General features: G+C 71.6%; 10 protein-coding genes. 6 read left to right on the top strand and 4 right to left on the bottom strand.

Translation table 11 applies throughout. The annotated features are described in order from the left end of the window. Positions 1–37 precede the first annotated feature (37 nt). Positions 38–946: a rhomboid family intramembrane serine protease gene (locus P2T62_RS03460; protein ID WP_276260097.1), complete on the top strand. Its 909-nt coding sequence runs from the start codon at positions 38–40 to the stop codon at positions 944–946. Positions 947–986: 40 nt separating this feature from the next. On the opposite strand, the gene P2T62_RS03465 is transcribed toward P2T62_RS03460, so the two are convergent. Further along, positions 987–2,981, bottom strand: a complete 1,995-nt coding sequence (locus tag P2T62_RS03465; RefSeq protein ID WP_276260098.1) for a sensor histidine kinase — start codon at positions 2,979–2,981, stop codon at positions 987–989. A gap of 171 nt (positions 2,982–3,152) precedes the next feature. On the opposite strand from P2T62_RS03465, the gene P2T62_RS03470 reads away from it, so the two are divergent. Then, positions 3,153–3,917 (top strand): endonuclease V, encoded by a 765-nt coding sequence (locus tag P2T62_RS03470; protein ID WP_276260099.1) that lies wholly within the window; start codon positions 3,153–3,155, stop codon positions 3,915–3,917. An 84-nt stretch (positions 3,918–4,001) separates the two neighbouring features. On the opposite strand, the gene P2T62_RS03475 is transcribed toward P2T62_RS03470, so the two are convergent. Next, a complete protein-coding gene (locus P2T62_RS03475) occupies positions 4,002–5,756 on the bottom strand; it encodes a GAF domain-containing protein (RefSeq protein WP_337250436.1) in 1,755 nt (584 codons plus the stop codon). A 137-nt stretch (positions 5,757–5,893) separates the two neighbouring features. Here P2T62_RS03475 and P2T62_RS03480 point away from each other — a divergent pair, with 137 nt between their 5' ends. The 4 genes from P2T62_RS03480 to P2T62_RS03495 all read left to right on the top strand — a co-directional run bounded on the left by P2T62_RS03480 (position 5,894) and on the right by P2T62_RS03495 (position 10,159). Next, a complete protein-coding gene (locus P2T62_RS03480) occupies positions 5,894–6,985 on the top strand; it encodes an aldo/keto reductase (RefSeq protein WP_276260101.1) in 1,092 nt (363 codons plus the stop codon). Positions 6,986–7,115: 130 nt separating this feature from the next. Further along, complete coding sequence (locus tag P2T62_RS03485; protein ID WP_276260102.1) at positions 7,116–8,129, top strand: zinc metalloprotease; 1,014 nt, start codon at positions 7,116–7,118, stop codon at positions 8,127–8,129. A gap of 152 nt (positions 8,130–8,281) precedes the next feature. After that, positions 8,282–9,151 carry an S-methyl-5'-thioadenosine phosphorylase gene (gene mtnP / locus P2T62_RS03490; protein WP_276260103.1) on the top strand — a complete coding sequence of 290 codons (870 nt, stop codon included), beginning with the start codon at positions 8,282–8,284 and terminating at the stop codon, positions 9,149–9,151. A gap of 87 nt (positions 9,152–9,238) precedes the next feature. Beyond that, entirely contained in the window at positions 9,239–10,159 is a 921-nt protein-coding gene (locus P2T62_RS03495; RefSeq protein ID WP_276260104.1) for a halocarboxylic acid dehydrogenase DehI family protein, read from the top strand. A 13-nt stretch (positions 10,160–10,172) separates the two neighbouring features. Here the strand turns inward: P2T62_RS03495 and P2T62_RS03500 are convergent, their stop codons facing one another. Further along, positions 10,173–10,451: a hypothetical protein gene (locus P2T62_RS03500; protein WP_276260105.1), complete on the bottom strand. Its 279-nt coding sequence runs from the start codon at positions 10,449–10,451 to the stop codon at positions 10,173–10,175. Positions 10,452–10,519: 68 nt separating this feature from the next. Then, on the bottom strand, positions 10,520–11,584 hold the full coding sequence (locus tag P2T62_RS03505; RefSeq protein WP_276260106.1) for a segregation/condensation protein A: 1,065 nt from the start codon (positions 11,582–11,584) through the stop codon (positions 10,520–10,522). Between the last annotated feature and the right edge of the window lie 24 nt (positions 11,585–11,608).

Consider the following 11,608-nt stretch of genomic DNA (forward strand, 5'->3'; position numbering starts at 1 on the left):
CCCAACCCCTTTGCGTGGGCCACACCTCGGTCCGGTAATGGCAACGTGCGCCGTCTGCGGGAAGCACGTGGATATGCCGTACCGGTGTAATCGGTGCGGCGAGAACTACTGCTCCGAGCATCGGCTCCCCGAGAACCACTCCTGCACCGGGCTGAACGACTGGAACGACCCGGACGGCGTGTTCGACTCGGGGTTCGACGACAGCGTGGACCAGCGCGACGGCGCCTCGTCGGGGCTGTCCGGCCGGCTCTCCTCGGTGACGAGCACCGGCGGCCCGCTGGGCTACGTCCGCGGGAACGTCTCCTACCTGTTCCTCGGCATCATGTTCGTCGTCTTCGTCCTGGAGTTCGTCGTCCTCGCGTTCGCGCCCCCGCTGTTCCAGGACATCTTCGTGCTCACGTCGGCCCACCCGGAGTACGTCTGGACCTGGGTGACCTCGGTGTTCTCGCACTCGCCGGGCACGTTCTTCCACATCATCGGGAACGGCATCGTGCTGTACTTCTTCGGGCCGGTCGTCGAGCGCCGCATCGGCTCGAAGCGCTTCGCCGCGCTGTTCCTCGGCACCGGGGTCCTGGCGGGGCTCGCACAGATCGGCTTCGGCTTCGCCATCGGCGAGCCCATCTCGGGGGTCCTGGGCGCCAGCGGTGCCATCATGGCCATCCTCGGCGTCCTCACGGTCCTGAATCCGGACCTGAAGGTGTACCTCTACTTCATCCTCCCCGTCCCGATCTGGCTGCTCACGCTCGGCTACGCCGGCCTCTCGGTGGTCGGGGCGCTGGGCTCGACCAACGTCCTCAGCAACGTCGCCCACATCGCCCACCTCTCCGGCCTCGTCCTCGGCCTGGCCTACGGCCAGTACGTCAAGGGCAAGGTCAGGGGTCCCGCCGACGAACTCCAGCTGGGTGGCGGGATGCGCCGCCGCGGTGGCGGCCGCGGGCCGTTCTGAGCGGGGGCGCCGCCGGAGGGAGGGAGAGGCGGGTGTCGCCTCAGTCGCCCATCGACACACCCCGGATCTCGAACCGCGCCCCGCCGTCGCTCCCCTCCGTGGCGGTGATCGTCCAGCCGTGCGCCTCGGCGATGGTCTGGACGATGCTGAGCCCGAAGCCGGTTCCCTCGCTGGCGGTGGAGTAGCCCGCCTCGAACACTGCCTCGCGCTGGTCCGCCGGGATGCCGGGCCCGTCGTCCTCGACGTAGAACCCGTCCCCGTCCGGGAGCATGCCGACCGTGACGGTCACCGACCCCCCGTCGGCGACCTGCTGGTCGCCGGCGTCCCGGTCCTCGGCGGTCACGCGCTCGTCCGTGGAGCCGTGCTCCACACTGTTCCGGAACAGGTTCTCGAACAGCTGCGCGAGGCGGTTGCTGTCGGCCATGACCGTCCCGCCACCGTCGATACGGAGGCGGCCCCCGTCGGTCTCGACACCGTTCCAGCACTGCTCGGCGTGGGCGGCGAGGTCGACCCGCTGCAGCTCGTCGATCGCCTCGCCCTCGCGAGCCAGCGTGAGCAGGTCGTCGATCAGCGTCTCCATCCGCTGGAGTGCGGCGTCGATCTTCCCGACGCTCTCGGAGTCTGACTCCTCGCGGACGAACTCCAGGTGGCCCCGGGCCACCGCCAGCGGGTTCCGCAGGTCGTGGCTGACGACGCTCGTGAACTCGTCGAGCCGCTCGTTGCGCTGCTGGAGCGCACGGCGGCTCTCCTCGAGCGCCCGCGTCCGGTCGATGCGGGCCAGCGCCACCTCCACGTTCGCGGCGAGGACCTTCCCCAGCGACACCTGCCAGCCCTCGAACCGCTCGGTCGTCGTCGACCCGGCCATGAACACGCCGAACTCGCCCAGCGGGAGGATCACCTCGCTCCGGGTGGGCGCCTGCTTCCCGCCCGGCGCGGTCCTGACGTCGTCGTACACCTGCGGCTCGCCCGATTCGAACACCTCCCAGGCGAGGCTGTCCCCGGATTTGAACGTCGGCAGCGACCGCTCGTCGGCATCGGCGGCGTCGGTCGCCGCCGTCGGCACCAGCTCGTCGCGCTCTCCATCGTAGAGCCAGATGGTGTTCGCCCGGAGGCCGAGTACCTCCTCGGCCGCCTCGGTCGCGATGCGGGCGGCCTCGGCCTCGGTCTCGGCGCGGAACAGCCGCCGCGTCGCGTCGTGGAGGCTCACGAGCCGCTCGCGGTGGGTCCGGCGGGTGGTGATGTCGCGCGCGATGCAGGCGAGGGCGTCCAGCCGGCCGTCCCGGTAGAGCGGCCGGCCGCTCAGCCACGCCCAGCGGGTGTACCCCCCCTCGGGGTCCACCCTGAGTTCGATCTCGATGGGGGTCCCCTCCGCGAGGGCATCCAGTTGCGTGCGGAGCTCCTCGCGGTCGTCGGGGTGGACCGCCTGGAGGAGCGCCGTCGGGTCGCTCTCCAGCTCCGTCGCCGGCCGACCGAACAGCCCCTCGTAGCCCGGGTTGACGTAGAGCGTCCGCGAGCGGTCGGCGTCGAACAGCCACGCCGCCTGGTCGACGGCTCCGAGGAGCCGTGTCGGCGCGCGCCGCCGCCGGACGGCGCGGGCGCGCCACACCCCGGCGGCGAACCCGGGTGCCCCGCCGAGACTCCCGGCCACCACCATCGAGCCGACGCCGAGCGTCGACGGGACGAGCGCCGGAACGCCGCCGGGACCGCCCCAGACGGCACCGACCCCGCCGACGACGAGCCAGGCGAGCGCCGCCGTCGCGACACCGATGCTCGCGACGTACCACCCGCTCACGACCCGCCACGCGTACCACGAGTACCCGGTCCGCCGGAGGGCGAGCGCGCCCACCAGGACCAGCACCGGCGGGCCGACGCTCGCCGCCGCCGTGAGCAGCCACGGCTCCCCGGCTGCCTCGGCCGCGAGCGCGAGCAGCCCGCCGGCGACGGCGTAGCCGATGGCGATGGCGTAGACCGCCAGCTCCGGGACCGACAGGGTCCCCCCTGATTCGTAGCCTCCCCTGTGCGTGTGTGCGGCCATCTCGTGTGCCCCCCCGGTCTCGCGTTCCTCTTGCCGCTCCCCCGATAAGTATCTGTACCGTACTTGCCCCGCCAGCGGTGGTCCGGTTCCCGGCTCCCGACGTGTCGGCCCCCCTGGACGCTCGGCCCCGTGTCCGACAGGTTCCTGCCGCCGCGGGCCGAGTGTCCGGCCATGCGCGCGCCGCCAGCCCGTTTCGACCCGGACCCGACGCGCTCTCGTGCCGAGATGGAGGCGCTCCAGCGGGAGCTCGTCGAGGAGGCCGTGTTCGCCGACGACCTCCCCGTCGTCCCCGCCGAGGTGGGCGACGCCGGCGAGGGGGCTCCCGTCGTCGCGGGGGTCGACCAGGCGTTCCGCACGGACCGCGACCCGGAGCAGGCCGTCAGCGCCATCGTCCTGTGGCGCGGCGGCGAGGTCCTCGAGCGGGCCCACGCCGTCGTCGACTGCGAGTTCCCCTACGTCCCCGGGCTCCTGGCCTTCCGCGAGGCCGGCTCCATCCTCGCGGCCTTCGACGCACTCGAGCGCGACCCGGACCTCGCGCTGTTCGACGGGAGCGGCCGCATCCACTTCCGCCAGGCCGGCCTCGCGACCCACGTCGGCACGGCACTGGACCTGCCCAGCGTCGGCGTCGCCAAATCGCTGCTCTGTGGCACGCCCCGCGAGCCCGTCGACGCGCTCCCGCAGGGTGCTCGCGTCCCCATCGAGGTCCGCGAGGGCGACGACGTGGACGCTCCCGTCGGGACCGTCATCGGCTACGCCTACCAGAGCCGGCAGTTCCCCGACTCGAAGCGCATCAACCCGCTGTACGTCTCGCCGGGCCACCGGGTGAGCGCCGAGACGGCCGTCGACCTCGTCGAGCGCTGTGCCGGCGACTACAAGCTCCCCGAGCCGACGCGGCTGGCGGACTCGTACGCCGACGAGGTGAAATCGGAGTTGTAGTCGGATATCTGCGACAAATATTGTATGTCGGGTATTAACTCGGAGGGGGTCGAGTAGTGGGAATCTCCACCCGAGAGACCGTCGTCACTCCCGTTCGAGTTCGTCGCTCACCAGCCGGCTCAGTAGCCGGAGGAACGTCCGTTCGGCCGTCGTGAACGGTTCCTCACGCGGGGCATCCGACGCGAAGAAGACCGTCCCGTACAGCTCGCCGTCGACCGTGACCGGGGTGCCGAGGTACGACCCGAGGCGGAACTTCTCGTACGCCGCGTCGCCGCTCCACCCGGCTGCCACGGCGTCCTGTATCTCCATCAGTCCGTCCTGTTGGATGGTCTTCCGGCAGTAGGACTCGGAGAGCGGGCACGAGTCGCCCGGCCGCAGCAGGTCGTGGTCCCCGCTCGCCTCGATCACCGTCTGGATGCCGTCGCCCGTCGTGGCGTCGTCCACCGTGATCCGGGTCAGGCAGCCGTACGGGAGCCCGAGTTCCTCCGGCCCGGCGCGCAGGAGCCGGGTGACCTTCTCCTCGAAGCCGAGGTCCGCGTCCGTCGCCACGTCGAGCACCCGCTGCAGGAACTCGAGCGTCGCCTCCCGCTCGCGTTCACGCTCCTTCTCCTCGGTGACGTCCTCCTGGAACCCGACCCAGTTCCGGAGTGTACCGGCCTCGTCGGTGATGGGGGCGATGGTGACCCGGTTCCAGAACTCCGACCCGTCCTTCCGGTAGTTCCGGAGTTCGACGGTCGTCGGCTCCCGGCTGTCGATGGCCGCTCGCATCGCGGCGACCGGTTCCTCGTCCGTGTCCTCCCCCTGGAGGAAGCGGCAGTTCCGGCCGAGGACCTCTCCCTCGTCGTACCCGACCAGTTCGACGAAGTGCTCGTTGACGTAGACGAGCGGGTTGTCCTCCCGGTCGGGGTCGGAGAGGGTGATGCCGATGGGCGCTTTCTCCATCGTCCGGGTCATCCGCTGGAGGTCCGCCTCCCGGGTTGTCCGTTCGATAGCGGTCGCGAGGACGTTCGCCACGCTCTGGACGAACGTGACGTCGTCGTCGGTGAAGGTGGTCCGCTCGACCGTGTGGGCCCCCAGCACCCCCCACGGGTCGTCACGGGACCCGATGAGCACGCTGATACCGCTCACGACGTCGTGGTCGACCAGCAGCGATGGCTCCTGGAAGCGGTCCTCGGCCCGGATGTCCTCCACGACGACCGGGGCCTCCGCCCGGAGCGTGTATCCGGCCTGTGAATCCGCATCCGTGCCGACGGTCGCCTCGCCGACCAGCCCCTCCTGCCAGCCCACCCCCGTACGGAGGAGGAGGTCGTCGTCGGGGCGGTACTGGAGGACCTTGACGTAGTCGGTACCGAGGGTCTCGGCCACGGCCTCGACCGCCCGTTCGAACAGCTCGCCCGGGGGTGCACCGGCCAGCGCCTGCTGTCCCAGTCCGGCGACGCACCGCTGTTGTTCGGCGCGGGTCTCGAGCTGCGTCTCCGCCCGGTACCTGGCGACGAGGTTGCCGATCCGGTTCGCCAGCAGCGAGTAGCGGTCGGCCCCCGACCGCTTCCGGAGGTAGTCGCTCACACCGGCCGAGATGGCCTCGCTTGCGACCTCCTCGCTCCCCTTCCCCGTGAACAGGATGAACGGGAGGTCGGGATACTGCTCCCGAACGATCTGGAGGAACTCGATGCCGTTCCGCCCGGGCATCTCGTAGTCGGAGACGATGCAGTCGAACGACTCGGCGGCGAGCCGTTCGACGCCCTCGCTCGCGCTGGTGGCCGTCACCACCGTCAGCTCGGGCTCCTCCCGCTCGAGGGACGCCCCGACCATCTCCGCGAAATCGGGCTCGTCGTCCACGTGAAGCACCCGCACCCCCCGGGTCATAGCCCCGTTATGGACAGAGCCGTCAAATGAGTTGTGTTAACACGAGACGCGAGCGCCGTCCCCGTCTTCGGGCGCCAGACATAGGCCCACGGCCGCACAAGGGCTCACCGATGGTCACGAAGGAGGCGTCGTGGGCGTACCGCGACGCGTTCGGGGAGGCGTTCGCGCGGACCTACTTCCGGCGGTACGGCCTGGGCGTCGTCTCCTCGGTCGGCATCGGCACCTATCTCGGCGACACCACGGACGAGGCCGACGACCGCTACGAGCGCGCCGTGCGCGAGGCCGTCGAGTCCGGCAGCAGCGTCGTGGACACGGCGGTCAACTACCGCGCCCAGCGCTCGGAGCGCGCGGTCGGTCGGGCCATCGAGGCCGCCGACGTGGACCGTGAGGCGCTGCTCGTCGCGACGAAGGGCGGGTTCGTCCCGTTCGACGGCGAGCGCCCCGAGGACGCGGCCGCGTACGTCCGCGAGGCGTGGTTCGAGCCCGACCACGCGAGCCCCGATGAGATGGTCCGTGGCAACTGCCTCGCGCCACGCTTCCTCGACCGGTCGCTGGACCTGTCGCTCGACAACCTGGGCCTCGACACGGTCGACCTGTACTACGTTCACAACCCCGAGACGCAGCTGGCGGAGCGCGACCGCGACGCGGTGTACGACCTGCTGGAGGACGCGTTCGTCCGACTGGAGGAGCGCCGGGAGGCGGGCGACATCCGCAACTACGGCATCGCGACGTGGGAGTGCTTCCGGGTCCCGCGGGGCCACCCGAAGTACCTCTCCCTGCCCGAGGTCGTCCGGCGCGCCCGGGCCGCGAGCGACCGCGCGGGGACGGGCGCGACCGGGTTCCGTGCGATCCAGCTCCCGTTCAACGTCCACATGGCCGACGCGTTCACGCGCGAGGCCCACGAGGGGCCCGAAGGCCCACAGAGCGCGCTGTCGTTCGCCCACGAGGCCGGGCTGAACGTCTTCGCCAGCGCGCCGCTGAAGCAGGGCGCCCTCGCCCGCGAGGGTGCCATCCCCGAGGATGTCGCCGCGCGGCTGTCCGGCGAGACCCCCGCCCAGCGGGCCATCAACTTCGCGCGGTCCGCGCCGGGCGTGACGGCGGCGCTCGTCGGAACCGGCAGCCCCGAGCACGTCGAGGAGAACGTCGGGGCCGGCCGTCACGAGCCGCTCGGCGCCGACGCGTTCGACGCCACGTTCGAGTGACCGGCAGCGCCTCGTCCCTCTCGGGCCTGAACGACCAGACAGTCGAGTCAGCGTGCCACGCCCCGGTTCGTGGCGGGTTCGTCGTCCGCGGCCGCAAGCCCCATACGACCGCACATCCTACCGACGTGCAATGAGGGAACGGGCGGCGACGGTGCTGGTGGCGGCGCTTCTGGTCCTCTCGGGCTGCACGCTGGGACCGGGGGGGCCGAGTGTCGACCCCGGGGACGCCGACCCGACCTGGGCCGGCGATCCGGACAACCCGTACCGACAGGGGGAACTCGTCGTGGCGGTGGTCCCGCCGGCCGACGGCGACCGTGACTTCACGCCGCTCGTCCGGCAGGCGCTGGACTACTGGGAGGCCAACAGCGAGCAGTACGCGGGCTACCCCATCGACTACCGCCTGGCGCCGGACGCCGCTGACCCCGACCTCCGCATCGAGTTCGTCGGCTCCGTCGACCAGTGCGGCACCGAGGAGCACGCCGCGGGCTGTGCGCCTGTCATCACGGAGCCGGGCCAGTTCGACCCGCCCGTCGACGTGCGCATCCGGACGGGGTTCTCGGACGACTCGACCGTCCAGGTGCTGAAACACGAGCTCGGGCACACCCTCGGCCTGAACCACGGGGACGCTCCGGCCGACGTGATGCAGGCGGAGTCGACGCTGACGACGCCGCCACAGCGCAACGCCAGCGAGCGGGCGCTCCCCTGGCAGTCGGAGACGCTGTCGGTGTACGTCGACATGTCGGCGCTCCCCGCGAGCGAGCGTGACGAGGCCCGGCGGCAGGTCGACGGGGCCCTGGGCTACTTCGCCGACGGTGCTGAGGGGACGGTCCCGGAGAACGTCAGCTTCGTCCGGACGGAGAACCGCTCGGCGGCGGACATCACGGTCCGCGCGACCGAGACCTCCGAGTGCAGCACCGCCTCGGGGTCGTGCGGCTACATCCTCGGGACCGACCCGGACGGCGACGGCGCCCGCGAGTGGTACACGCGCCTGGAGATCACCGTCACCGACCTCGACACGAAAGCCATCGGCTGGCACGTCGGCCGCTGGCTCGGCGTCGGCTTCGGCCTGGAGGGCGAGGAGTACCCCGAACCGCTCCGCGAGAGCGCCTCCTATCAGGAGCGCCGGAGCGACTGGTGGGAATGACGCTACAACTCCCGTGATCGTGCGGTAATCTCGGACCTCTGGATTCTATTCCTGGTTTTTCTGCGATATCTCTGTGTCTGGTGGGCCCTGCGGTGCTTCCCAGGTGGCCGGGGCACCGACAATCAAGTGCGTCGCGGTCGCCAGCCAGCAGTATGGCAGTCGGAATCATCGGTGGCAGCGGGGTGTACGAGGCCCTCGACCTCGAGCAGGAGGCGACCCAGTACGTGGACACGCCGTTCGGCGACCCGAGCGGTCGGCTCACGGTCGGTGAGCTGGCCGGCGAGGAGGTCGTCTTCCTGCCCCGGCACGGGCGCAATCACTCGCTCTCCCCGACGGAGGTGCCGTACCGCGCGAACATCCACGCGCTGAAGCAGGTCGGCGTCGACCGCGTGCTGTCGACGAACGCCGTCGGGAGCCTCCGCGAGGACCTGCCCCCCCGGACGCTGGTGGTGCCGGACCAGTACTTCGACCGGACGAAACACCGGCCGATGAGCTTCTTCGGCGACGGCGTCGTCGCCCACCTCCCGATGGCCGAGCCGTACTGCCCGCACACCCGCGAGCACCTCGTCGAGAGCGGCGACGCGACCGACGCCACGGTCGAGGCCGGCGGCACCTACGTCTGCATCGAGGGGCCGCAGTTCTCCACCCGCGCGGAGAGCGAGTTCTACCGCGCCAACGACTGGGACGTCATCGGGATGACGACCGTCCCGGAGGCGAACCTCGCGCGGGAGGCCGAACTCTGCTACGCCACGCTCACGGGCGTCACCGACTACGACGTCTGGCGCGACGCGGAGGTGACCCTGGGCGAGGTCCAGGAGAATGCCGCGGCCAACGAGGCCGCCATCAACGCGGTCCTCGAGCGGGCCATCCGGAACCTCCCCGAGGAGCGCGACTGCGACTGCGGCTCGGCGCTCGCCGGCGCAATCAACACCCCGCCCGAGGCCATCCCGGTCGAGAAGCGCGAGCCGCTTGACCTGCTGCTGGGTGACTACCTGAACGACCCGGACGCCGAGGAGTACTGACCGCTTCGGGCGCCGGCGGTCGGACGCGCCTGCACGCCGCCCGCCGGGGAGACCAACGACTAAGCCCCGGCGGCCGCCGATGGGTGCATGGACCCGACCCGACAGCTCCACCTCGCCGAGGCGACCGGCTGGCGTCGCGGCCTCTACGAGGACGTGATGGCCACGTTCCGCGCGTCCATCGTCAACAGCATCTGGCGGACGCTGGTCGCGAACCGGCCGTGCGCCGCCCGCCACCTCTGGACCGCGGTGAAGCCGACGTTCCAGACCCGCGCCTTCGCGGACTTCTCCGTGCGCTACCGCGACGACGTGCTCGCCGCGCTGGAAACGGCCGACGAGGGTTCTAGCACCGAGTCCCCGACGCTCCCCGCGTACGACTCCGGCGACGTCGACCTGTCGCCGGCGGCCTTCGCGGCGCTCCGGGGACAGCTGGCGACCTTCGACATCGTCGCCCCCCGCCTGGCCGCCCTGTTCGCGGTCTGCGACCGCGCGCTCTCCGAGGGGTTCGACGGCGCCCGCGAGGGCCATGCCGCCACCGCGCCCGCACCGGAGTGGCTCGACGCCGACCGCGGCGCCCGGGTGACGGTCATCGACAGCGACGCGGCACGGGAGGCCGCACCCGACACCGTCGAGGCCATCGAGGAGTATCACGCGACGGCGTTCCTTCCCTCCATCTACCGCTGTCTCGCGCAGTGGCCGTCGTATCTGGAGACGGTCTGGGCGGACACGGCGCCGCTGCGCGAGGTTGACGGGGACGCGGGCTTCGACGCCGCCCGGCAGGCCGCCGACGAGGTCGTCGCGTCGTTCGCCGAGCGTCCACCCGTCCCGGTCGCGGTCACGACCGACGGCCTCGCGGCGGCGGGCGTCGCGGACCCCGACGACGCGCTGGCGGACCTCCGGAACACGTTCGCCGCGTTCGCCGCCGGGGCGAGCGGGGTGCTCCCGTTCCTGCACGCGTACGCGGCGACCGTCGACGCGACCGGGGAGCGCGGCTGGCGGCTGGCCGACTGACAGCCGACGGGCGTCAGAGGCCGGCGTAGATCCCTCCGAGCCCGGCGAGAAGTCGCGAGGCGAGGAACACGAGGCCGAGCGCCGCCATCGTCCGGCCGGCCTGTGGCCACCAGTCGCGCCCCTCGATGGCCAGTACGAGGCCGAGTATCAGGAACAGGGCGCCGAACTGCGCCGTGTCGAAGTAGACGAGGAAGCGTTCGACGACGAGCAACACGAGCCCGAGAGAGGCACCACGCGCGGCCGGCGTGGCGGTGACGACATCGGGGATGGACTCCGCGGTGACTCGTTCCATGCCACGGCCGAGTGGCCCCTGGGACTAAACGGCGGCCATAGCACAAAGAGCAGTTTCGCCGTCCGTGCTCAGTCCGCGACCGCTTCCTCGGTCCCCTCCACCGCCGCGGGGTCCTGCACCCAGAGGTCGCCGAACGTCTCGTCCTGTTCGAGGCGGACCTGGCCGCGGTGGGCGAGGAAGAGCAGGCCCAGGAACGTCTGGACCGTGCTGCCGCCGGCCTCCCGGACCTCCGTGAACAGGACCTCCGCGCGGCCCTGGTCGTACTGCTCCCGCAGCGCGGTGTAGACGTCCGTGATGACGTCCTCCATGTGCTCGTCGTGGGCGGTCCCGGTCACGTCGTCGACCGTCGGCTCCTCGTCCATCCGGAAGTCGTCGCCCGCCCGATAATCGAGCGTCTGCGTGCCGCGGCTGTAGCCGCTGGGCGAGCCGCTGGTGTCGTACGTTCGGGACTCCTTCCACCGGGACTCGCGTTCGCGCTCGCGGAGTTCGCGGACCAGCTGGTCCAGCGTCTGTGGCATCCCGCGGGCGTTCTTGCGCTCCAGCCGGCGCTCCATCTCCTCTTCGAGGCCGGCGATGGGGTCGACCGACGGGTCGCCCGCCGCCCCCTCCGGGTCGGCCGGCCCGTCCTCCCAGGCGACCTCCCAGGGCTCGCGGGGGTCCTCCTCCCACGCGTCGTCCTCGTCGTCGGTCAGCATCGCGTCGCTCTTCATCCGCAGCAGGACGCTCGCGTAGAACAGCGCCCGCCCGCCCGTCCGGAGGTCGGCCCCGTCCAGCCGGTCGAGGAAGGCGTCCGTGACGGTCACGATGTCGATGTCCCAGGGGTCGATGCGGTCCTCGTCCGCGAGCTGGACCAGCAACTCGACCGGCTCGACGGCGTCGTCGTCGCCCACGTCGCTCTCGTCGACCGCCTCGACCTCGTCGGCGACGGAGAAGCCCGCAAAGCCCGTGTCGGGCTCGCCGTCGTCATGGTCGTCGGGGCCCAGGCCGGGCACGTCGACCGACGGCTCGCCCGGTTCCGCCGAGCCGTCCGGCTCGGCCGCGTCGTGCCCGTCCTCGCCCCCGTCGCCCTCGCCGGGGCGGGTCCGGTCCTCGTGGCCCGCGATGTTCAGCGGGATGTCGTCGTCATCGCTCATCGCGAGACACCCCCGCGCGGGTCG

It is taken from the genome of Haloglomus litoreum, from assembly GCF_029338515.1.
In the GTDB taxonomy this organism is placed as follows: Archaea; Halobacteriota; Halobacteria; order Halobacteriales; family Haloarculaceae; genus Haloglomus; species Haloglomus litoreum.

What these genes read in the sequence shown, in the direction of transcription:
- P2T62_RS03505 (WP_276260106.1), bottom strand. Translation starts at nt 11,584, where the DNA reads ATGAGCGATGACGACGACATCCCGCTGAACATCGCGGGCCACGAGGAC.
- P2T62_RS03495 (WP_276260104.1), top strand. Translation starts at nt 9,239, where the DNA reads ATGGACCCGACCCGACAGCTCCACCTCGCCGAGGCGACCGGCTGGCGT.
- mtnP (WP_276260103.1), top strand. Translation starts at nt 8,282, where the DNA reads ATGGCAGTCGGAATCATCGGTGGCAGCGGGGTGTACGAGGCCCTCGAC.
- P2T62_RS03500 (WP_276260105.1), bottom strand. Translation starts at nt 10,451, where the DNA reads ATGGAACGAGTCACCGCGGAGTCCATCCCCGATGTCGTCACCGCCACG.
- P2T62_RS03485 (WP_276260102.1), top strand. Translation starts at nt 7,116, where the DNA reads ATGAGGGAACGGGCGGCGACGGTGCTGGTGGCGGCGCTTCTGGTCCTC.
- P2T62_RS03465 (WP_276260098.1), bottom strand. Translation starts at nt 2,981, where the DNA reads ATGGCCGCACACACGCACAGGGGAGGCTACGAATCAGGGGGGACCCTG.
- P2T62_RS03470 (WP_276260099.1), top strand. Translation starts at nt 3,153, where the DNA reads ATGCGCGCGCCGCCAGCCCGTTTCGACCCGGACCCGACGCGCTCTCGT.
- P2T62_RS03460 (WP_276260097.1), top strand. Translation starts at nt 38, where the DNA reads ATGGCAACGTGCGCCGTCTGCGGGAAGCACGTGGATATGCCGTACCGG.
- P2T62_RS03480 (WP_276260101.1), top strand. Translation starts at nt 5,894, where the DNA reads ATGGTCACGAAGGAGGCGTCGTGGGCGTACCGCGACGCGTTCGGGGAG.